This window comes from Legionella septentrionalis (assembly GCF_003989745.1).
Taxonomy (GTDB): domain Bacteria; phylum Pseudomonadota; class Gammaproteobacteria; order Legionellales; family Legionellaceae; genus Legionella_A; species Legionella_A septentrionalis.
Genome location: NZ_RZGS01000015.1, coordinates 1 through 22,811 on the forward strand (window position 1 = coordinate 1; position 22,811 = coordinate 22,811).

Here is a 22,811-nt window from a genome sequence, read left to right on the forward strand (position 1 = left end):
CAAAGATATTTATAAAGAACGCAACCTTATCGAACGCATGTTTAATAAACTCAAACATTTTAGAAGAGTGGCAACACGATATGATAAACTTGCTCAATCTTTTTTATCGTTCATTTATATTCCTGCAACCGCCCTTTGGTTAAGATAAATGTCGACAGAACCTAAATTTTTTCTAAATTCATCAAAACATATTGGTTGAGCCATTTGCTTATGCTTGGTGGCAGAGCATAATGTGATGCTCTAGAGTGCTCTTTTAGCCCATCTATACCTGATTCTTCAAATTGGCTTCACCTCCTGATAGCCGTCTTTCTACTGAGTCCATAAAACACATGGATATGTAAATTAATAAAGCTCTTTTCCATAATAATTAGATATAAACTTATTTTCTCTCACAGATACCCCATATTCCTTTTGAGGTATGCGTAATTACCAGGTCGACCATTTTAAAGCTAATAGCGCAGAAGAAGCAGCGAAGTGAATAAAACTCTATTCTCAATTCTTGCTTAAGTACTACTTATAAAAATTAAGGACCTTTGCTAGGTTTTGGCAGGTGGATAAGAAATTTAATCGGTTGGAAACTTTGAATTTACATAAACTTAGATCAGAGACTTACTCTCGAACTGCTGCAAATACCACGGCATGCATAAGCAAGGCAAAATTACCGCTATAAATCCTGCATCCTGTGGTTTGCTCACAGAATGCAGGGCTCACAATCTTTAGACACCAAGTCAGATGCCTGAAGCCTTTACCCTAAATAAGGCGACCATGCAGGTTCCTGAACATCACCATCGCGTGATGGCAGCCGCGTGCGTGCGCGCCCATCCACAGACACCATGGCTAGCACGCCTTTATCCTGGTAACGAGTTGCATACAATATTAAACGGCCATTGGGAGCTATGGATGGAGATTCGTCCATGGGTGAAAAAGTAAGTTTGGTGACTTGCCCTGTATCCATATTCTGCACACCAATATTAAAATGTCCATCTTCACGATGCAGCATCACCATTTGCCGTTGATTGGGTGTATAAGACGCCCGGGCGTTGTAGTTACCTGTAAATGTCATTCGGCTTATTTTCCCATCCGCTAAAGAGAGACGGTACACTTGCGGGGAACCACCGCGACCAGAGGTAAATAATAAAGAACGCCCGTCAGGTGAATAGCGAGGTTCGGTGTCGATCGCTTCCCCAAAAGTCAATTGCTTCATCGCCCCCGAAGACAAATCAACTGTATATATCTTGGGCGTGCCCGCTTTCGACAATACAACTGCTAACTCCCGTCCGTCTGGCGACCAAGCTGGGGCACCATTAATACCCGGAAAATCCGTCACTAAACGTCTTTTGCCCGTTTCCACTGAAACCGTAAAAATTTGCGCGCGCTTCTTTTCAAAAGAAACATAAGCAATTTGCCGGCCGTCTGGCGACCAGCTTGGCGACATGATCGGCTCAGAAGAAACCAATAAACTTTGCGGATTGTGTCCATCTACATCAGCAACTTCCAAAAAGTAGCGGGCATTTTTGCCATTCCGTTGCACCAGTACGTAGGCAATGCGGGTTGAGAAAACTCCCCGCTCCCCAGTCAGTTTTTGATAAACTTCATCGCTGATGTGATGAGCCAAAGCACGTAAGTCCTCGCTTCTTACCTGGTAACTTTTGCTAAGAAGCAACCTGCCATGAGCCGCTGCATCTGCCAATTCATAGTTGACATCATAATAATTGGAACCAATTTGATTCATGCGCGCCGATAAGACACTATCGGCTCCTGCCTCGCGCCACATGGCAACTGGGGCCGGATTACTGGTACCTGGCGTCTGGATGATTTTAAATTGTCCTGAAAAACGCAGATCTCCCTCAATAATGTCTTGCAACTGCGCAACCTGCTGCGCGCCTGAGAATGCATTGATCCCTATTGGCAAGGCGGCATTTACACCCTGCGTCAATTCAAGATCAACGGCTGCCAATGCAATTTGCGTGCATAAAAATAAAAATAAGCCACATAGTCGTTTAATCACAATCACCCCCTAACGTTCTCGGGTCTTACCGTTAAACTAATTTCTCGGAATACATTAAATGTATCAGGATCACTAGGCACAGGTAATGGCGAAGCTTTATAGATGGCAGATTGAGCCGATCGGTCCAGAACAGGATCACCACTACTGCGGGTCAAACTGACTTCAAGTACCGCACCGTTTGGAGCCAAACGGATACGAAATTGACTGGATAAACTGCTGTCTACATTTTCCGGTAAAATCCATTGTCGGCTGATTGCATTAATTATTAAAGCCTTATATTTATCAACCTCACCAGCAATCCGCGCATTTCTTTCAGCTTCCATCGCCGCCTGTTGTTGTGCAGCAAGACGTTTCTGTTCAGCTTCGGCACGAGCTTTTTCTTCCTGTTCTTTTTTCATGCGCGCCGCTTCGGCTGCTTTTTGTTTTTGCAATTCTGCTAATTTGGCTGCTTCTTCTTTTTGCTGCTTTTCCAATTGCAGCTGCTTCTTTTTCATCTCAGCCAATCTTTTTTCTTCCTCTTCCTTTTGTTTTGCCAGTTGCTTAAGGCGTTTTTGCTCCTCAGCAAGTTGCTTTTCACGCGCCAAAGCAAGTTTAGCAGCTTCATTTTTTAAGCGCTCTAAACGCTGCTGTTCCTCTATGCGGCGTTTGCGAGCGGCTTCCGCTTGTTGCGCAAGAGCACGCTGTCTGTTTTCTTCCGCCTGTTTTTCACGCAACCGCTCTGCTTTAAGTTGATTCACTGCCTTCGTTACTTCTTGTTGGTCAACACTTACGGCTTTTATAGCCTGCTCTTCCGGCTTGCTTTCTTGTACTGCAGTCTGGGGTAATGCAACTTCATTCTTGGCAGAAAGTTCTAATGTGGGTTGGGTGTTAGAGGGTTCTGCCAACAATAAAACGACAATGAGCAGATGCAATAAAATAGCACCGATAAAAGCGCTTTTGTAGCTTTCAAAATTCATCATGCCAAATCCTCCTGCGCCATGCCGGAAGAATCGGTTATTAACCCAACTTGTTCGGCACCTGCCTGTTTCAGCAAACTCATGGCAAGCACCACTTTACCGTAGGGAACCCCCTGATCACCTTTGACTAAAACATGCAGAGCCTGCTTTGCTTCCTGGGCCAATTCAAGCTGCGCCGCTACTTGCACCATCAAAGCCTGTGGCGCAATCGGAGTATTGGGTGTTGCACTGACATTTAGAAAGTATTCTCCATCACGGTTCACCGAGACAATGATCGGTTCACGATCTGCGGATTTAATGGTGTCACTGGCAGCTTTGGGTAAATCAACGGTTACTCCTTGAGTGAGCATGGGGGCGGTAATCATAAAAATTACCAGCAATACCAACATCACATCGATGTAAGGAACCACATTAATTTCAGCCACAGGGGCTGAGCGACGCATATTTTTTTTCATCTTTTATCCTCTTGCAGGCAACACCGTTTGCTGTGCAATCAGAGCAATCAATTCCTCCTGGAATAAATCATAACGATCAAGCAACGTATTGGCCCGCGTGCTAAAACGGTTATACGCAATAACCGCAGGTATGGCGGTAAAAAGACCCAACGCTGTTGCAACCAATGCTTCCGAAATACCTGGCGCCACCATGGCTATAGTAGCTTGCTGAGCATGCCCTAAAGCCTGGAACGAAGTCATAATCCCCCAAACCGTGCCAAATAACCCTACATAAGGAGCAATGGAGCCAATCGATGCAAAGAGGGAAAGATGCTGTTCCAAACGCTCAGCCTCTTTTGCATGACTGATTTGCATGACGCGCTGAATGGGTTCCAGTAATACACTGCCGTGTTTGCGCAAACGCAGGAATTCTTTAAAACCTGAATAAAAGATTGCCGTTAAACCCTGCCGTTCTTCATTGCGATTATCCAAGTCAGAATAAAGCTTGCTTAAATCAGAAGAATCCCAAAAGCGGTTGCTGAATGCCTCGTACTGTTTTTTTATCCGTTTAAAATACCAGGCGCGCTGCAGTATTAATGTCCAGGAAATGATGGACGCTGCCAGCAAGATAAGCATCACCGTTTTGACTACTAATCCTGCTTGAAAAAAATAACCCAATACATTTGCGTTACCCACGTTTTACTCCTCCAATCCACTCTGCAGGGATGCGTTTCGGCTTTAAGGCTTCATTAACGCAAACCACTTGTACCTTTACTTCGCTTAATAAAATACCCGATTGATTGTGCATAACTTGATTAAATTGTAAAACTGCCGCACTTTTAAGTACGCAGCAAGTTTTAATTTCTAGAGAATCCTCAAGACGAGCTGGAGAAAAATATTGTATATGCACATCATGAATGGCGAAATATGTATCATGTCTTGCCATCGTAGTCAAAGATAATCCATGCTCACGCAGCATTTCCGTGCGTGCTCTGTCAAAAAACTCTAAAAAGCGGGCATGATAAACCACTCGCATGAAATCGGTGTCTGCAGCATAAACCCGCAGGTTAAGTGTGTGTTCGCTATTCAAAAGCATGAGTTAACCATTTTCCATGATTAAACCAAAATGCTGGTAAGCCAGCTGCGTTGCAACCCGCCCTCTCGGGGTACGCATTAAAAAGCCTTGTTGAATAAGATAAGGCTCCAAGACATCTTCGATGGTTGTTTTTTCTTCGCCAATGGCTGCGGCAATGCTGTCAATTCCTACCGGACCGCCGCTGAAACGCTCAACGATGGCTAACAATAGCTTTCTATCCATCACGTCAAAACCATTCGCATCGACGTGCAGCATTTCCAGAGCCATCCGGGCAGTTTCCTGACTTATAACCCCATTGCCTTTTACTTCCGCATAATCGCGCACACGGCGCAGCAACCTGTTGGCTATCCGCGGGGTACCGCGTGCACGAATGGCGATTTCGCGCGCACCTGCAGGTTCAGTTTGCACGCCAAGCAGCCTGGCTGAGCGAGTAACGATATACGTTAACGCGTCGACCGTATAAAACTCCAAACGTTGCACAATACCAAAACGATCGCGCAAAGGCGAAGTCAACGATCCAGCCCGGGTCGTTGCACCGATTAATGTGAAAGGCGGCAGCTCAAGTTTAATGGAACGCGCTGCCGGTCCTTCCCCGATCATAATATCCAGTTTGTAATCTTCCATGGCCGGATAAAGTATTTCTTCAATGACTGGGCTTAGACGATGGATTTCATCGATAAATAACACGTCATTTTCTTGCAGGTTGGTAAGAATAGCGGCGATATCACCAGCGCGCTCCAGCACAGGGCCTGAGGTTTGTCTAAGATTAACCCCCATCTCATGAGCGATGATATTAGCCAGGGTGGTTTTCCCTAAGCCTGGCGGCCCAAAAATGAGTACGTGATCCAACGCATCGCGCCGCTTTAGCGCGGCGTCAATGAAAATCCGCATTTGGGTACGCACTTCATCCTGACCAATGTACTCGTCAAGATTTAAAGGCCTAATCGCTCTATCGATAGCTTCCTCAGAAGCAGCGGCTTGCATGCTGATTAAACGGTCACTTTCCAGCATAAGAATATGGGATTTGAAGATGATAAGAGATTTTAACATAGCTTTTGTGGAATGGCTGCACAAAAGTAGTGAGGCAAAACGTAAGAGGTAGGCAGTAGACTGTCAGTGCGAGAAACCAGAACTTACTCATCGTTTAATCTTGCTTATAATTTTTAAAGTTTTCGCCTCAGTTTTTTGTAATTGATCGTTAAAAACAAGCACAGTTTTTCTCATGTTGGCCGCAGGCGTTGAGAAAACCAGCAACATAAAGAATTGTCCATCTACCCGCAAACTCACCTGCTCAAATTGATAGGGTTCACCAGAATAATTTTCCAGAAGCCATTGTTTGCCGCGATAAGAAATTTTGTGGATATTCGGCATGGCGGTACCAAGTTTTGCACAACACAAAAAAATCAGCACCAGCATGAGGAACACACAATAAATAAAAGGCAGCATAGACTGCCACAAGGAAATGAGTGCACCCAGATGGATAAGAAAAAAAAGCTTGTAAAAATCCTTAGAGGGGTTAAGGGTTACTGTGAAATCGGATGAGGGAAACAATTTCGCTGAACTCCTCTGCAGGCTGCATTTGTCCCATCAGGCATGCATACAATTCGGGATCAGAATAATTAAGTAATTGCTCAAATAAATCTACTTGCTCTTCAGTTAAGCGATCAAATCCGTTTGCCAGAAAGCGGGTCAATAACAAATCCAATTCCAGCATGCCACGCCGGCAATTCCAACTGATTTTAGCTTTTCTAAACGACGTTTTCATGAAACTCCAAACATCTAACTCATTTGCTCATAATGACTAACTCTCATAAAGCAGGTAATGCTACACTAACTATTTTTGAACAGCAAACGGTGGCTTTCGCTATGGTTTACATCAACAATCGTGCACTGACTGTTTTTTCCCCCCTTGCAGAGGAACTGAAGTTTTCCCCGGGTAAAAACTATCTATTTGATTTGTCTTATTTACACATCATGAAGGTCAATGGCATCCAGGCAGAGACATTCCTGCAGGGACAATTGACGTGCGATGTACGCCAAGTAACTGCCCAACAAATGCAGCCAGGGGCATCATGTGATTTGAAAGGTCGTGTTGTGGCCTTACTGGATGTAGTAAACTGGCATGGATTACATTTAATCCTGCCAGCTGATCTTTTTAAAACAGTGCAGGGGGCATTAGCTAAAGTTGCCTTGTTTTCCAAGGTTAATTTAGAAGATGCCGAGCTTATGCATGCCTTTGGTTTTTATCATCAAAACCCGGCGGATCCCATTCCTTTTAACATACAGTTGCCCGGTGAACGGCTGCATATGACACAAACAGAATCTTATTGCTGTTACTCGCTAGGGAATGGTTTATATATTTTTTTACTAAATCATAATGAAGCTGAGTTAATTTCTTCTTTATTCAAGGCACAGCACCAATGGCGAGGCTCATTAGCATGGCACTTCTTACAATTGCAGCATCGACAATTTGAAATTTATCCCGAATCGAGCGGTCTCTTCCTGCCACAACGCCTGGGCTTACAACATTCAGGACACATCAGTTTTAATAAAGGCTGTTACAAGGGACAGGAAATCATTGCACGCATGCACTACCGCAGTAAACCTAAACATGAAATGAAGCTGTTTCAAATTACTGTGGATCCCTCATTGTTACAGTCCGGAAAAAAACTATGGACAGAAGATGGTAAAAGCGAAATCGGAGAAATTGTCGATTTTTGCCCTACAGCAGATGGTAAATTCTTAGTATTAGGCAGTGTTGTCTTTGAGCACCCGGACATGGTTTTGCTTGCCGAAACACAAATCAGCATGCGCCTGCTTCCCTATGATGAAACTTAAGTTTCTTTAGATACAGATTTTTTCCAGCACCACAGCATCTTCAATGCCTTGTTCATCACAGTAATAGGCTGTTTTTGTTCCAACTTTCTCAAAGCCCATTTTTTGATATAAACTAAGGGCTGCCGTGTTGCTGGGCCTTACCTCCAGCACTACCTTACTGACTTCAATTTCATTCAGTGATTTGATGAGTTGCCCCAATAAGAAGCGCCCATAATGTTTGCCTTGCTGAGCAGGAGTTATGCATAAATTTAATACATGACATACATTGCCATGATAACGGGCGATAATGTACCCAACAATTTCTTTTCGTTCTGTAGCAAGCAACTCAAGTACACGACAATCATACCCTACCAGAACGCAGTCGCTCAGGATATTACGGCTCCAAGGAGCCCGATGTGCCATGAGCTCAATCGCATACACTTCGTCAATATCGTCAGTTTGCATGGGACGCACATGGGGTCGCATATCTTATCCTTTGACAGTGGCGCATCAAAACGCAACCGGCACCTAGTATCCTTGGATAAAGCGGGCGTGTAGCAGGCAGGCGTGATTCGTGCAGCACTAACCACGCTTACCTATTGCCACCGCCATCCAAGGCAGCACATTAATCCTTTTTCTTCTTTTTAGGCATGTACAGATCGGTAATAGAACCTTCAAATATTTCCGCTGCTTGTGCAATGGTTTCTGAAAGAGTCGGATGCGGATGGATGGTTAACGCAATATCTTCTACATCACAACCCATTTCAATAGCCAATGCAGCCTCGGAAATAAGATCGCCCGCATTAATGCCCACGATTCCAGCTCCGAGAATGCGACGGGTTTCAGGACAAAACAACAGTTTGGTTATTCCCTCTTCACGTCCCATACTTAAAGCACGGCCACTGGCCATCCATGGGAAAGATGCTTTCTCAAATGAAATGTTTTGCGCTTTAGCTTCTTTTTCAGTCAAACCTACCCAGGCAATTTCCGGATCAGTATAAGCCACGCTGGCAATGCATTTCGGATCAAAGTAATGTTTTTTGCCCGCGATGACTTCTGCAGCAACTTTTCCTTCTGGGATGGCTTTATGTGCCAGCATGGGTTGACCGACCACATCGCCAATAGCAAAAATATGCGAAACATTGGTGCGCATTTGCTTGTCAACAGGAATAAATCCGCGCTCATCGACCTTCACGCCAGCCTCTTCAGCTGCAATGGTGTGGCCATTGGGTTTACGGCCAACCGCAACTAAAACCTGCTGGAAACATAACGGTTTGCCGGTAGCATGCTCGCCTTCCATAGAAACATAAATACCATCTTGTTTGGCATCAATTTGGGTCACTTTTGTTTTGAGCAGGAATTTAACACCTTTTTTGCTCATGCGTTTTTGCAAGACATGAACGAGATCAGCATCTGCACCTGGAATAAGCTGATCCATAAACTCAACGACAGTGACTTCTACACCCAAGGCCGAGTATACGGTTGCCATTTCCAAACCGATAATACCGCCACCTAAAACGAGCATATTTCCCTTAATATCTGCCAATTCCAAAGCACCTGTTGAACTGAATATGCGCTTATCTTTCGGAATAAATGGCAGATTTACTGATTCGCTTCCCACAGCAATAATAGCGTGTTCAAAAGCGATTTTAACATTACCTTCTTTACCTTCTACGCTTAACTCATGAGTACCTGAGAATTTTGCATTTCCAGTGACTACCTGAACTTTACGTTGTTTAGCCAAAGCGTTTAAACCACCTGTTAACTTGCCAACAACCGAGTTTTTCCAAGCCACCAGCTTTTCACTATCAAACTCAGGTTTGCCCAAATTCACACCTAATTCTGCCATTTCATGCGCTTCATCCACTACTTTCGCAACATGTAATAAAGCTTTGGAGGGTATGCAACCAACATTCAAGCAAACGCCTCCCAACGTATCAAAACGCTCGACCAAAACCACACTTTTTCCCAAATCCGCAGCACGGAAGGCTGCCGTATAGCCTCCTGGACCACTTCCAATTACCACTACATCAGTTTTAATCTGTTCTGTCATGTTAAAGCCTCATAGCACTACTACAATAAAATTTTGCGGATATCGCCCAAACTGTCGCTGATGAAGCGGGTAAACCGCGCAGCCTCAGCCCCGTCAATGACCCGATGATCATAAGATAGGGATAATGGCAGCATCAATCGAGGCTTGAACTCACCATCCAGATACACCGGTTTAATGCTTGCGCGGGATAAGCCAAGAATTGCGACCTCAGGACTGTTTACAATAGGTGTAAATGCCGTGCCCCCAATACCCCCCAGGCTTGAAATCGTAAAACAACCACCACTCATATCCGCTGGCATTAATCCTTTCTCCCTGGCTTTGCTGCTTAACCGCCCCATTTCTTTGGCAATTTCAATCACAGACAAGGTATCCACTTGTTTAATCACAGGAACAACCAAGCCATTCGGCGTTTCAACCGCGACACCGATATTGAAATATTGTTTGTAAATTAAATTTTCACCACTCGCATCCAAAGAGGCATTAAATTGCGGATACATCGTTAATGCTTTGCTTACGACTTTGCATACGAAAGCCAATATCGTCAATTTAACATCAGCATGCTTGCTATTGTTTATTTCGGATTTACGGAAAGCTTCCAACTCAGTGATATCAGCTTCGTCAAATTGCGTCACATGCGGGATGGTGATCCATGAGCGATGCACGTTAGCACCGGTTAAGCGTTTAATTTTATTTAGAGGTTTAACCTCAATGCTACCGAACTTAGCAAAATCAATGCTTGCCGCGGGTGGAAGCGTAAAACCACCGGTAGATTTTTCTTGTAATTTGGTTTTGACAAATTGCTGTACATCTTCTTTAGTAATGCGAGACTTGCGTCCACTGCCTGCAACTTGCTGTAAATCCACCCCTAATTCTCGCGCCAAACGACGCACTGCAGGACCTGCCGCAATGGAGCCGCCATTTTCGGCAGCAGCTTCGCCATCTACGCCTTCACTTTGTTTTTTATCTTCAGTTTGAGGTGCTGCTGGTGAAGCTGCTTCAGTTGGGGCAGTTTCCTGCGCCTGTTCTCTGGCAGGAGCTTTCTTAGGCTCTGCTTCTTGCTCCGCTTCTTCTTTTTCAGTCGGTTCAGCTTCAGCAGAAGTTAGCGTCAAGATAACATCGCCCTCGGACACTTTATCACCCACCTTAATGCGTAATGCTTTAACCACGCCAGCTGCGGGTGAAGGGATTTCCATACTTGCCTTGTCTGACTCCAAGGTAACCAAAGAAGTATCGACGCTGATTTCATCGCCTTCTTTGACCAATACTTCAATTACATCGACATTGGCGGCACCCCCAATGTCCGGGATTTTTATTTCTTTTTCGTTCGCCATACATTTCCTCATCTCATTGCGTACCTGTAGCACGCATCAGCTTCCAGGTCTTAACCGCTGGATGACTAATGAATCATCCAGATTGAAGCCTTGTTATTTAATTTAAGGTAAATAACCCTGCAAGTTAACTGATTGCCGGATCTATTTTCTCTGCATCGATGCCATAACGTTTTTGTGCCTCTGCCACTACAGATTTGGGCAACTCGCCTTGCTCAGCCAAAGCATCCAGTGCAGCCAGGGCAATAAACTTGGCATCTACTTCAAAAAAGTGCCGTAATTTTGCACGGGTATCACTGCGCCCATAACCATCTGTTCCCAATGTAACGTAGTGATTTTGCACAAAAGGTCTGATTTGATCAGCGTATAAACGCATATAATCCGTCGCAGCAATGATTGGACCCTTGCGGCCGTCTAATAATTGATTGACATAGCTTTGCTTTGGAGCTTGTTCAGGATGCATGCGGTTATAGCGCTCAACTGCTAATCCATCACGGCGCAGCTCTGTGAAACTGGTAACGCTCCAGATGTCAGAAGAAATGGAAAAATCCTTTTCCAACATTTCGGCTGCTGCAATCACTTCACGCAAGATCGTACCGCTGCCCAAGAGTTGAATATGCTGTTTTTTAGGTGCTGAAGTTTCTTTCAAGAGGTACATGCCTTTTATGATCCCTTCTTCCACACCTTCCGGCATATCCGGGTGATGGTAATTTTCATTCATAAGGGTAATGTAATAAAATACATTTTCCTGTTTTTCATACATACGGCGTAAGCCATCCTGAATGATTACTGCCACTTCATAGGCATAAGTTGGGTCGTAAGCCACGCAGTTAGGTATCGTTGAAGCCAATAACAGGCTATGCCCGTCCTGGTGTTGCAGACCTTCCCCGGCCAACGTAGTACGGCCGGCAGTACCACCTAATAAAAAGCCGCGCGCACGCATGTCGCCAGCTGCCCAAGCCAAGTCCCCAATGCGCTGGAAACCAAACATGGAATAATAAATGTAAAAAGGGATCATTGGCAGTTTGTTTGTGCTGTAGGAAGTGGCTGCTGCTATCCAAGAACAGAAAGCACCTGCTTCATTAATCCCCTCTTCCAAAATTTGCCCATCGCGTGCTTCGCGGTAATACATCACTTGCTCGCGGTCAACAGGAGTGTATAGTTGTCCCACTGGTGAATAAATACCAATCTGCCGAAATAAACCTTCCATGCCAAAAGTACGGCATTCATCAGGAATAATGGGCACGATGCGTTGGCCAATTTCCTTATCTTTTAATAACGCCGTTAAAAGACGCACAAAAGCCATGGTGGTAGAAATTTCACGCTCCCCTGAGCTTTTGGTTATCACGGAAAAAGCAGACAAATCCGGAATTTGCAGAGATTCGCATTCCGTATTGCGTGCCGGCAAATATCCGCCTAATGCCTCGCGCTGTTTGCGTAAAAATTGCACTTCCGGGCTGTCTTCACTGGGTCGATAAAACGGGATTTGCGTGATTTCCTCATCCGAGATGGGGATGCTAAAACGATCGCGAAAAGCACGCAGTTGTTCAATGCTCATTTTCTTTTGTTGATGGGTAATGTTCATCCCTTCGCCGGCAGCCCCCATCCCATAACCTTTAATGGTTTTAGCTAAAATAACAGTGGGATTGCCTTTATGCTCAACTGCTTGGGCATAGGCAGCATAAACCTTCTGGGCATCATGGCCACCGCGATTCAAGCGCCATATTTCTTCATCAGACAGGTGTTCAACCATTTTTTTCAATTCGGGATATTGGCCAAAGAAATGCTCGCGAACATAAGCTCCATCGTTGGCTTTATAACTTTGATAATCCCCGTCCACGCATTCTTCCATGCGTTTTTGCATGATGCCATTTTTATCGCGTGCAAATAAAGGATCCCAGCGTCCGCCCCAAATAACTTTAATGACATTCCAGCCCGCACCACGGAATAAACCTTCTAATTCCTGAATAATTTTACCATTGCCACGCACAGGTCCATCCAAACGCTGGAGGTTACAGTTCACCACAAAAATAAGGTTATCTAATTTCTCCCGGGCAGCTATGGACAAAGCTCCTACGGATTCTGGCTCATCCATTTCCCCATCGCCTAAGAAAGCCCAAACTTTCCGCCCTTCTGCCTTGATTAGACCACGATTTTCCAAATACTTCAGGAAACGAGCTTGATAAATAGCTTGTAAAGGCCCTAATCCCATGGACACCGTTGGAAACTGCCAGAAATCTTTCATTAGCCAAGGATGCGGGTAAGATGACAAACCATTTACTTCCACTTCCTGCCTAAAATGATCAAGTTGTTGCTCAGATAATCTGCCTTCCAAAAAAGCACGCGCGTAAATACCAGGAGAAGAATGCCCCTGTATGTACACTAAATCGCCGCCATTTTTATGCGGGCCTTTAAAGAAGTAGTTAAAACCGACTTCATAAAGGGTGGACGCGGAAGCATAAGTGGCAATATGCCCGCCTAACTCCGGCTCATATTTGCCAGCACGAAGCACCATGGCTACTGCATTCCAACGGATTAAAGCATTAATACGTTTAACTATGCCTTCATCCGGCGGCATTTGTTTTTCTTCATAAGTTTTAATGGTGTTACGGTAAGGCGTATGGATGGTCGTACTTCCGAGTTGAACTCCCTCTGCCATTGCCTTATTTAATAATTCTTTTAATAAAAAAGTTGCGCGTTCATTGCCATCCTGAGCAAGCACATCCTGCAGGGCATCCAGCCACTCTTTTGTTTGGATAGGATCAATATCGTTTATTTTTTCATTTGCCATTGGACTTTCCCCGCCTCTACAGACTCTAACAGCAAGCCGGTGCAACTTGCAGACGTTTATGAATAACTCCAGAGCATGCTTTTAAGCATACTCGATAATCCGCACCGCATTCACAGGTCGTTTTGCGGCATTGTAGTGGATCGCGGTAGGATTTCAACTCGCGCGTGATAATGCCGCCCCGCAAACATTCTTCTTTTTTGTATTGGTTATAACTCCTTTCGGCAGCCCGATTTGCGCGTGCTGCACATTGTCGGCAACTATTATCGCATACTTGTTGACAGATACTAAGGCGCTCCAGGCAAGCGTTTTTACAAGCAACAGGAACTTGCACATGACGGGATGCATTGCATCCCGTCATGAAAATAAACATAAGACAAACAAGAAAACGGGTAATAGGCATCATAACTCTTCTCAGGGGGTTAATAATGGATTATAGCCAAGCGACCAAAGTAAAAAAGGCCAAAAAAACCAATAGCACGATAACCGCATGCTCCACCAGCATTTCGGCATGTGGCATTGGTGTCTGCTCATTCTTTTCAAAACCCACAGCCTGCAAGCCACAACCGCTTAACATGGTTTGATTTTTCTCAGGAGAAGCAAAAAATAGCTCGGAAAAACAACTAAAACCCGCTTGAAAATTGCCTACTAACAAATAAAGTAAAGAAGTTAACTTGGCTGGTGCCCAATCTAGGATGCCGGTCAGCCAAGCTGCTTGTCTTTGGACCGTTTCATCTCGCTGGCATAAAGAAATCAAGCGGTAAATCACCACACCCACTGGACCTGAAACAATGTACCAAAAAATGACTGCAAACAATTGTCCATTGACTTGCGCTAAGTAATCGCCTACTTCAATAGAAGTAATTTCTTTTTCCTTTTCCAATCGCTTTGCATAAAAAGGGTTATCTGGGCCAAGGCAATAATAAAATACGAAGATATTCAATATTAACCCAACAAAACCAAATACCTTATCCTCAACCAGATAGAATAGCGCAAAGACTGCAAGCGCGATCGGTAATATGAGACTGGCAAGGATACCCCAGGCATTTATCCCTGTTTTGGATAAATTCAGCTTCATTGCATTTGCGTAACGGCTAAACCAATAAAACCGCGAGTGGGCACTTGCGTGCATTAAATAACGCTCACTTAAAAGACAAAGTACAATAACCAAAAGTTTCATCATGAACCCCTACTAATATTTGCAGCTTCCAATCGCAATCTGTAATTTCTGCAAAAGTTTGCTTGGTTAACAATAGAAGAAATCTGTCTTCTTAATCCTTGCGCATGCCTTCGGATAAAGACATGGGCGTAGGATACTTTAATACCACCACATAGGACGAGACAATAAATGTTAAAATTGTAGTGGCTTGGATTAAATTGGATGCCACCTCGGAAATTAATTTGCTGCTCAACGCAAGACTTGCCACGAGCAGGGAGAATTCGCTTGCTTGCCCTAAGCGGATACCAACTTCCTTGGAAACCTGCTTTTTTTCCCCGGCTTTTACCAATAATAAATAAAATCCCAAAGGCTTTAGGATTAAAATAAGCGCGGCCAGGATACAGGCGGGGATGACTACTTGCGCTGCAAAACCAAAATTGAACGTAGAACCTACCGAAAAGAAAAACATCACCAGGAAAAAATCACGCAAAGGCTTCAGGCTTTCTGCAATAAAAAGTGAAATCGGACTTGCTGCCAAGGCAACTCCAGCGACAAATGCACCAATGTCTTCGGATAAACCCATTTTCTGCCCCAAAATGGACACCCCCAAACACCAACCAATGGATAGCAAGAATACATATTCTTGCGTGCGATCAAATCTTGCCAGCAATTTGACTAAGACATAGCGTTCTGCTGCAAACGAAAAAAATATCAACGCTGGAAGCGCAACTCCTACCAAAATTAAATTGTCCCAAGATAAACCATTGCCTTGCTGTGCCCCATTGATCAAAATTAAAACTACGATAGCAATTAAATCTTGCATCAACAACACACTTATCATTACTTCCCCGGTATGTTGATGATGAAGTATTGTAGTGGGCAATAATTTCAGGCCGATGATGGTACTTGAAAACATCATAGCGGCGCCAAGTATCCAGGATTCTGCCTCTGTTAAACCAAACCATCTTCCGATCAAGTAGGAAATAAAAGCAAAAAATATCGAACTTAATACAGCAACCCAAGTGACTTTTTTAAGCATGTGCAGCAAATTTTGCGGCTGCAGGTGCAAGCCTAGCAAAAATAAAAGAAATACGATTCCCATATCGCCCACTTGCTGAACGGTGCTTAAGTCTGTAATTAATTTTAAACCCCATGGACCTAATGCAGCCCCTAGCAAAATATAAGCCACCAACAAGGATTGTTTGGTGTAGAGCACAACGGTGGAGAAAATGGCAGCGCCAGCAAAAATGAGAAAAATAGTGTAAAAAACCGAACCATCATGCATATAGTCAATACCCCACAATAAATATAGCTCCCTCCATCTTAAGGAAGTCAGCTGCCGCTTAAACAATGGCCATGTATTGTAAAATACAAAAGAAGATACTCGATTCGTATTAAGGAAGAAAGGGAAAAGAGTCACACATCTAAAATAAGAATCTTAGCGCGTTCCTCTCGAATAAAAAATAAACTAATGGTATCCCTCATGTCCCGCTTTTCCCCAAAACACACGATAAGCGTACACAGTATACCCTAATAAAACTGGTAACATAATTACCACGCCAATCAAAATAAAAATAAGTGTGGAATCCGGGGCTGCAGCTTCCCAAATCGTCACTTCATGCGGAATTAAATACGGATAAACACTGATCCCTATACCGGCATAGGCACATAAGAATATAATAATACTGTAAACAAAAGGCTTATGCTCATTCCCGTTAGCAAGATTTCTCCAAACCAAAATGATCATCCAAGCCGTTAATAAAGGCAACGGCATTAAAAAAAATATATTCGGTACGCTATACCAGCGCGCGAATATTTCCGGGTTATGCAAAGGGGTCCAAATACTCACAAACAATAAAAATATACTGACAAGAATTAAAAACCCTTTTGCGAAATGCTTCATCTTTCTTTGCAGCTTCCCTTCACTTTTTATGATCATCCAGGAAGCCCCCAGTAATGCATAACCGCAAACTAAAGCAAGCCCTGTCAGCAAGCTAAATGGGGTCAACCAATCGGAAGTCGATATGCTTAGGGCAGCTTCATCAATGACGAAACCCTGTACAAATGCCCCCAGGATTACCCCTTGCAAAAAAGCAGCCGTAATCGAACTGATGGCAAAAGCCCAATTCCATAAAGGTTTGCTTCGTTCGGCCTTGAAGCGAAATTCAAAACACACCCCCCTGAAAATCAAGGCAAGAAGCATATGCATGATGGGCACGTATAAAGTAGGTAAAAGCAAACCATAAACGATTGGAAAAGCAGCATAAAGCATTGCCCCGCCAAACACTAACCAAGTTTCATTTCCATCCCAGACGGGTGCTATGGAATTCATCATTAAATCACGTTCACGCTCACTATGGGTAAATGGAAATAAAATACCGATGCCTAGATCAAAGCCATCCAAAATCACATACATGATGATGATGAATCCAAGCAGACTTGCGAAAATGAAGGGTAGCATTATGGTTTATCTCCGCGTGGCTCTATCGGGTGTTGATCCGTCATATACTGAAATGTGTGATGTTCCACTTCATCAGCATCCATGATAAGCGGGCCTAGGCGGATCGTCTTAAACAAATAATAAAGATAAAAGCCAAAAACAATGCCATAAGCCAATACCAATAATACAAAAGAAGTAAAAACTTCCTCCTCTCCTACGGCTGAAATCGCCTGTTTGGTACGCAATAAATTGTAAACCACCCAGGGTTGGCGGCCTATTTCAGCAGTTAACCAGCCAGAAATTGCAGCAATAAATCCCATGGGTGACATGATAATGCACCATTGATGAAAGCGTTGGCTAAAATATAATCGACCATCTCGACGCAATAGCAAGGCGAGTAGAGCGGTGAATAACATCAGTAAGCCTATGCCCACCATAACCCGAAAGGAAAAAAAGACTGCAGCAACGGGTGGCTGTTCACTTTTCGGTACTGATTTCAATCCGACAAGTTCTCCATTCCAATCGTGTGTGTTAATCAAACTGGCCATTTTCGGAATAGAAATACTGTATTGGTTTTTTTGCAAAGATTGAGATGGCCAAGCCAGGAGTATGAACGGGGCGCCACGCTGTGTTTCCCAAACTCCTTCGATGGCAGCAGTCTTTAATGGTTGATGATGATGGATATCCAAACCGACTTTATCACCTATTAAAATTTGGGTAGGCACTAAAATAAGCGCTCCCCACATCGCAAGAGATAATGTTTTTTTACCCATTTCCACATATTTTATTTTCAAAAGAAAGTAACTGCCAATGCCAGCAAGCACAAAACAAGTTGTAGTGTACGAAGCCATCAACATATGCAGCAAGCGTGGGATAAAGGATGGATTAAAAACAATCTGCCACCAATCCGCCACTAAATATTTTCCATCGGCCAGGGAATAACCTGTTGGCGTTTGCATCCAGGAATTCGCAGACATGATCCAAAAAGCTGAGATGGTCGTGCCAACGGCCACAAAACAAGTGGCCGTAAAATGGATGCTGCCAGGAACGCGTTGCCAACCAAACAACATAACGCCTAAAAATCCGGCCTCCAGAAAAAATGCGGTCAACGTTTCATAAGCAAACAAGGCACCCAATACATTGCCAAATTGTGCAATAAAAGGACCAAAATTAGTGCCTATCTGGTAGGCTAAAACAATCCCTGACACCACTCCCATTCCAAAGGTAAGGGCAAATATTTTCCCAAAAAATTTGCACATACTCAGATATAACGGGTTTCTGCTCGATAACCACAAGGCTTCTGTCAGCACCAAAAAAGCGGCTAAGCCCAGATTTAAAGTCGGGAATAAAATATGGAATCCGATGCTGAAACCAAACTGTGCCCTTGATAGTAATTCAACCAACGTCAGCTCCTGTGCAATGAAACTATAAACGTAGCACAAGTAAAAAAATATGTTGAAATCTTCAATTTATGCCGAAAACACCCACAATTGAAATACGTCTTAAAGCACTTATACTTTATTTAAGAATTGGAAAAGTAAGTCCACTTATCTGTCTTGAGCAGCTAAAGACAAAAGTCGGCAATGGCTAGAAAGGCTTCATTTTTATGATCAAGACATTACAGGATGCGTTAAATAAAATTTTATTGGGTAAAGATGAGGTCATTAAGCTAGCCATAACCTGTTTACTGGCTAACGGGCATCTACTCCTTGAAGACATCCCGGGGATGGGTAAAACCACCTTAAGCCATGCGCTGGCGCATTTTACTGGAATGAAATATAGAAGGATTCAATTCACCAGCGATCTTTTGCCCAGTGATGTGTTAGGGATTTCTGTATTGGATATAACTAAACAAAAATTTCATTTTCATCCTGGCCCAATTTTTTCTCAACTTATATTAGCGGATGAGATTAATCGTGCGACGCCAAAAACACAAAGTGCCTTGCTGGAAGCCATGGAAGAAAGACAAGTGACCAATGACACCGGCACGCATGCTCTCCCTATTCCTTTTTTTGTCATTGCCACGCAAAATCCAGCACACCAAACGGGTACTTATCCCTTACCTGAATCGCAATTGGATCGGTTCTTAATGCGGCTTTCTATAGGATATCCATCGCCCGATGCGGAGCGACGGTTGCTTATGGACGAAGAAAAACGCCGCTTGTTGGAGCAATATGAGCCCGTAGCCGATACAACACAATTACTGGAATGGCAAAATAAAAGTCAGCAAGTCATCGTTTCCGCACCCATACTCGATTATATTCAGGCTTTTCTGCAAGCCAGCCGCATTCATGACTGGTTTAATCACGGTTTAAGCCCGCGAGCCGGACGCTCGTTGGTTAAAGCTGCACAAGCGTATGCATTCGTAAATGAACGCGACTTTGTGCGGCCAGACGATGTACAAACCATTTTGCCGGCGGTCGTCAATCATCGCTTGGTAGTCAGGAAAACAGTTGATAAGCTTTCGCCTGCAGATAGGTTATTAAATCAGGTCGAGGTGCCTGTTTAATGAAATATCCAACGCTGCGCCGCCTTTTCTTGCGATGGGCAAAAAAACGCATCTCGGCCAAAAATCCTCAACAATTGACAACCAGGACGCTTTACATACTACCTTCTGCTTTTGGCTGCGGTTATGGTTTGGTTGTATTAACAATTGCCATCGGTGCAATTAATTACCAATTAAACTTGGCTTTTCTGCTGGCTTTCTTGCTCATCGTCCTAGGCATCTTAGGGATGTGGGCAAGCCATCAGAATCTGAAAGGTTTATTAGTCCAGTGCTTGCCTATAAACGATACAGAACAAGGACAACCAGCAACGATCAATCTGCTCGTAAAAGGGGAAAATGCGGTGCATTTTAGCTTAATTTTGCAATTTCCACGGGAAGAAAGCCATTATATTGAGAACATTCCCAAAGAAGGCTTGCAAATAACTTTGCCTTTATCCACTGCAAAGCGGGGTGTTTTTTTCTTACCGCAAATAAAAATCTACAGCTATGCGCCGTTGGGGATCTTTCGCGTCTGGGGATATCTAAATTTTCAAATGGAATATTATGTTTACCCAAAGCCTATCTCTCCAGGATATTGGCCGGAAAAAAATCTCGATTTCCCGCACGGCTCGGCAGAACAGCTGGGCGATGAAGATTTATTTGAATTAAAACCAGCAGCCAATCCTTGGATGCAAGCAGGCCGCATTGCCTGGAAAATTTCAGCGCGAAGCCAGGGTTGGTATCTTAAAACCATGACAAGCACTGTTGGGGAAAACTGGATGTTTCGCATGCAGGAAGCATCCTCAACAAACGTAGAAAAAAGTTTGCAACAATTGAGTTACTGGCTGCAGACAGCTGAGGAACAGGGGCAATCTTACGGGCTGGAAATAAAAGATACCTGCACTGAAATAAGCCAGGGAGCCCACCATCTTCAGTATTGTTTACGACTATTGGCAGCTTATTGATGCATACAAAGTTTAATGAACAAGTCCCATTGCCTATTTTGCGCCACACGCTTTGGGTTATGGGGCTTTGTTTTTTAGCAAATGTAACGGTTGCCCCATGGTGGATCATCATGCTTGCCATTACAGCCATCAGTTATCGCTTGTTAACCGGTTATTTTAGCTATCCGCTGCTGCCGCAATGGGCTTTGGCCCTCCTCGTGTTAATTTTCCTTGCCGTGTTGCGGATTTATTATCAAAGTTTTTTATCTGCTGATTTTTTCATTGGCGCCCTGCTTACTTTTTTTTGGTTAAAAATCGTTGAACTGCACCGCATACGCGATGTACGCATTCTTATTTTATGCAGTTTTTATGTTATTTTGGTGGCATTGATATTGCACCAAACCTTATGGATTTTGTTATATCTGCTCGCTGCCATGCTTGCCAACCTCTCGCTGTTGTTGCGATTATACCTCCCTCAGCTAACTCTTAAAGCTTTATTCATTCGCAGCGCAAAATTATTACTCATCGCTATTCCAATAAGTGTTTTGTTATTTTTTCTCTTCCCGCGCACTTCTTCGCCTCTTTGGCGCGTCAATCTCCCTGCTCAGGGTAAAGTAGCTTTTCGGGAAAGCATTAGCCCAGGCGCTTTGTCGTCATTGTTTCCTGATGACAGCACCGTCATGCGCATTACATTTAAGCGTGTGCAATCGATTAAGGATTTTTACTGGCACGGACTGATTTTAAATCATTTTGATGGTGTTAACTGGACATCCAAACCACAACCATACAATTATCTGTCTCCTTTAACCTTATTGCCTACTAAACAGGATGCAGATTATGAAGTTTTATTGGAAGCGCATAACAAAAATTGGCTATTTTATTTGAATAGACCCAAAGCGGGATGGCCCAATTTGCAATTTTCCGAAGCTGTTGGCTTAATGCGTTTGGATCATAGCAAAATTACGCAACGGTTTGCTTATGCATTAACCACACAAAAACCGGCATATAAACCATTAAGCTCGGGGGAGATCCGGCAAAATCTGCAATACCCATCCCATGTGAATCCAAAGCTTAAAACGTGGGCCTTGCAACTTAAACACCAAGTTCATGGCCATACTAAGGCCATGGTGGATCAAATCCTTCTCCACATCCATCAACAACCATTTTGGTACACTTTACATCCGAAACCCATTGGAGACAGCGCTCAGCAATTGGACTATTTTTGGTTTTCCACCCGCGAAGGTTATTGCGAGCATTATGCCAGCGCGGTCGCTTTCATTTTAAGAGCAGCCGGCATCCCGGCCCGCATTGTGGTTGGCTATTATGGAGGCGAATGGAATCCCTATGGCCATTATTTAAATGTAAGGCAAAAAGATGCTCATGCCTGGTTGGAATATTGGCTAGAGGGAGAGGGTTGGAAACGGGTCGACCCTTCTGCCTTTATTGCCAAGCAACGCATAGAAACTGATCTGTTAGGACAAAATAGTCAGGAGCTTGGGTTTTATATTCAAAACAAGCAATATTCGTTAAATCTTCCGCATTGGCAACAATTAAGGCTGACTCTTGAATCAATGCGTTTTTTTTGGGAACGATGGTTAATTTTCTATAATCAGGACCGACAACAGAGTTTGCTGCAATTACTTGGGCTAGGTGCCTGGGACTTTGAGAAATTATTACAACTTTGGCTGCTTGGCTTTTTATTTTTCTTGGCAGGAAGTTGGTGTTGGTATATTTGGTGGCACCCAAAGGATCCTATGCTGCGCGAGTACCATCGTTTGCAGCGCGAATTTAAACGCTTAAAAATCCCAGTCACTCCGTATCAATCCTTAACAAAACAATGGAATGAACTGGGTAAAAAATTTCCCGAACTTACTTCCCTGTTGCAAGATTATCTCGCCCGTTATGAAGCCTTAAGACTACGCCACGCAAACAGCGATGATCCAAAGAACCGCAAAGCTGTGCGACTATTATTGCGTGCACTTAGAAAGCAAGTGCAGAAATTATAATCCTGGTTAGCGGTTATATTCACGCGCCAAAACCACTTGCAATCCAGCCGGCGTTAACGACAGGAAATTATAATGAGGATCTGCTGTTGTTCTTTCCAGCCACTCATTGGCAATACAAATGTCTGCAAGTTTCTCAAGCTTTTCCAAAGTCATATCAACATCGATATTATCTTGCAGATAAGGGATCAACTCTTCGGTTAAGCTTAGGAAAATTTGATTATGGGGTTTTCCTTGTAACCTCATTTCCTGATAGAACAATTCTAATAAATCAATTTCATTCATAATCCGTCCCTGGTA

General features: G+C 43.7%; 23 protein-coding genes. 5 read left to right on the top strand and 18 right to left on the bottom strand.

The window, feature by feature from the left end:
• Positions 1-148, top strand: a 148-nt coding sequence (locus tag ELY11_RS06510) for a transposase (protein ID WP_148110513.1), incomplete at its 5' end; no start/stop codon positions are given.
• Between the two features lie 597 nt (positions 149-745).
• Here ELY11_RS06510 and tolB read toward each other — a convergent pair.
• The 8 genes from tolB to ELY11_RS06550 all read right to left on the bottom strand — a co-directional run bounded on the left by tolB (position 746) and on the right by ELY11_RS06550 (position 6,259).
• On the bottom strand, positions 746-2,008 hold the full coding sequence (gene tolB, locus ELY11_RS06515; protein ID WP_126953892.1) for a Tol-Pal system beta propeller repeat protein TolB: 1,263 nt from the start codon (positions 2,006-2,008) through the stop codon (positions 746-748).
• A gap of 2 nt (positions 2,009-2,010) precedes the next feature.
• Entirely contained in the window at positions 2,011-2,967 is a 957-nt protein-coding gene (tolA, locus tag ELY11_RS06520; protein WP_126953893.1) for a cell envelope integrity protein TolA, read from the bottom strand.
• Positions 2,964-3,419 (bottom strand): protein TolR, encoded by a 456-nt coding sequence (tolR, locus tag ELY11_RS06525; RefSeq protein WP_126953894.1) that lies wholly within the window; start codon positions 3,417-3,419, stop codon positions 2,964-2,966. Before tolR ends, tolA begins: the two co-directional genes overlap by 4 nt.
• 3 nt (positions 3,420-3,422) lie before the next feature.
• Entirely contained in the window at positions 3,423-4,094 is a 672-nt protein-coding gene (gene tolQ, locus ELY11_RS06530; RefSeq protein WP_126953895.1) for a protein TolQ, read from the bottom strand.
• Entirely contained in the window at positions 4,087-4,494 is a 408-nt protein-coding gene (locus ELY11_RS06535; protein WP_127032728.1) for a YbgC/FadM family acyl-CoA thioesterase, read from the bottom strand. The genes tolQ and ELY11_RS06535 overlap by 8 nt, the downstream gene beginning before the upstream one ends.
• A 3-nt stretch (positions 4,495-4,497) precedes the next feature.
• On the bottom strand, positions 4,498-5,505 hold the full coding sequence (gene ruvB, locus ELY11_RS06540; protein WP_126953948.1) for a Holliday junction branch migration DNA helicase RuvB: 1,008 nt from the start codon (positions 5,503-5,505) through the stop codon (positions 4,498-4,500).
• Between the two features lie 126 nt (positions 5,506-5,631).
• Positions 5,632-5,940, bottom strand: a complete 309-nt coding sequence (locus ELY11_RS06545) for a hypothetical protein (RefSeq protein WP_126953897.1) — start codon at positions 5,938-5,940, stop codon at positions 5,632-5,634.
• A gap of 70 nt (positions 5,941-6,010) precedes the next feature.
• The gene (locus ELY11_RS06550; RefSeq protein ID WP_126953898.1) at positions 6,011-6,259 is read right to left on the bottom strand and encodes an FAD assembly factor SdhE; all 249 of its coding nucleotides are present in this window, start codon (positions 6,257-6,259) and stop codon (positions 6,011-6,013) included.
• A 32-nt stretch (positions 6,260-6,291) separates the two neighbouring features.
• Between ELY11_RS06550 and ygfZ the strand changes: the two genes are divergently transcribed.
• Positions 6,292-7,332, top strand: coding sequence for a CAF17-like 4Fe-4S cluster assembly/insertion protein YgfZ (gene ygfZ, locus ELY11_RS12585; RefSeq protein ID WP_127032729.1), 1,041 nt, complete (start codon positions 6,292-6,294; stop codon positions 7,330-7,332).
• 6 nt (positions 7,333-7,338) lie between these two features.
• On the opposite strand, the gene rimI is transcribed toward ygfZ, so the two are convergent.
• The 9 genes from rimI to ELY11_RS06600 form a co-directional block, all read right to left on the bottom strand.
• The gene (gene rimI, locus ELY11_RS06560) at positions 7,339-7,797 is read right to left on the bottom strand and encodes a ribosomal protein S18-alanine N-acetyltransferase (protein WP_126953900.1); all 459 of its coding nucleotides are present in this window, start codon (positions 7,795-7,797) and stop codon (positions 7,339-7,341) included.
• Positions 7,798-7,936: 139 nt separating this feature from the next.
• Complete coding sequence (gene lpdA, locus ELY11_RS06565; RefSeq protein ID WP_126953901.1) at positions 7,937-9,364, bottom strand: dihydrolipoyl dehydrogenase; 1,428 nt, start codon at positions 9,362-9,364, stop codon at positions 7,937-7,939.
• Positions 9,365-9,384: 20 nt separating this feature from the next.
• A complete protein-coding gene (gene aceF, locus ELY11_RS06570) occupies positions 9,385-10,695 on the bottom strand; it encodes a dihydrolipoyllysine-residue acetyltransferase (RefSeq protein WP_126953902.1) in 1,311 nt (436 codons plus the stop codon).
• Between the two features lie 124 nt (positions 10,696-10,819).
• The gene (aceE, locus tag ELY11_RS06575; RefSeq protein ID WP_126953903.1) at positions 10,820-13,483 is read right to left on the bottom strand and encodes a pyruvate dehydrogenase (acetyl-transferring), homodimeric type; all 2,664 of its coding nucleotides are present in this window, start codon (positions 13,481-13,483) and stop codon (positions 10,820-10,822) included.
• A 25-nt stretch (positions 13,484-13,508) separates the two neighbouring features.
• The gene (locus ELY11_RS06580) at positions 13,509-13,886 is read right to left on the bottom strand and encodes an acyltransferase (RefSeq protein WP_126953904.1); all 378 of its coding nucleotides are present in this window, start codon (positions 13,884-13,886) and stop codon (positions 13,509-13,511) included.
• Positions 13,887-13,913: 27 nt separating this feature from the next.
• Positions 13,914-14,663, bottom strand: coding sequence for a hypothetical protein (locus ELY11_RS06585; protein ID WP_325049357.1), 750 nt, complete (start codon positions 14,661-14,663; stop codon positions 13,914-13,916).
• Positions 14,664-14,751: 88 nt separating this feature from the next.
• The gene (locus tag ELY11_RS06590; RefSeq protein WP_127032730.1) at positions 14,752-15,924 is read right to left on the bottom strand and encodes a cation:proton antiporter; all 1,173 of its coding nucleotides are present in this window, start codon (positions 15,922-15,924) and stop codon (positions 14,752-14,754) included.
• Positions 15,925-16,107: 183 nt separating this feature from the next.
• Entirely contained in the window at positions 16,108-17,100 is a 993-nt protein-coding gene (cydB, locus tag ELY11_RS06595; RefSeq protein WP_127032731.1) for a cytochrome d ubiquinol oxidase subunit II, read from the bottom strand.
• A complete protein-coding gene (locus ELY11_RS06600) occupies positions 17,100-18,488 on the bottom strand; it encodes a cytochrome ubiquinol oxidase subunit I (protein WP_127032750.1) in 1,389 nt (462 codons plus the stop codon). The genes cydB and ELY11_RS06600 overlap by 1 nt, the downstream gene beginning before the upstream one ends.
• A 197-nt stretch (positions 18,489-18,685) precedes the next feature.
• Here ELY11_RS06600 and ELY11_RS06605 point away from each other — a divergent pair, with 197 nt between their 5' ends.
• The 3 genes from ELY11_RS06605 to ELY11_RS06615 are packed head-to-tail and all read left to right on the top strand — an operon-like array spanning position 18,686 to position 22,514.
• Entirely contained in the window at positions 18,686-19,588 is a 903-nt protein-coding gene (locus ELY11_RS06605; protein WP_127032732.1) for an AAA family ATPase, read from the top strand.
• The gene (locus ELY11_RS06610) at positions 19,588-20,529 is read left to right on the top strand and encodes a hypothetical protein (protein WP_127032733.1); all 942 of its coding nucleotides are present in this window, start codon (positions 19,588-19,590) and stop codon (positions 20,527-20,529) included. The genes ELY11_RS06605 and ELY11_RS06610 overlap by 1 nt, the downstream gene beginning before the upstream one ends.
• Positions 20,529-22,514 carry a transglutaminase family protein gene (locus tag ELY11_RS06615; protein WP_127032734.1) on the top strand — a complete coding sequence of 662 codons (1,986 nt, stop codon included), beginning with the start codon at positions 20,529-20,531 and terminating at the stop codon, positions 22,512-22,514. The genes ELY11_RS06610 and ELY11_RS06615 overlap by 1 nt, the downstream gene beginning before the upstream one ends.
• 6 nt (positions 22,515-22,520) lie before the next feature.
• Here ELY11_RS06615 and ELY11_RS06620 read toward each other — a convergent pair whose 3' ends face one another.
• The gene (locus ELY11_RS06620; RefSeq protein WP_127032735.1) at positions 22,521-22,796 is read right to left on the bottom strand and encodes a hypothetical protein; all 276 of its coding nucleotides are present in this window, start codon (positions 22,794-22,796) and stop codon (positions 22,521-22,523) included.
• Positions 22,797-22,811: the final 15 nt, after the last annotated feature.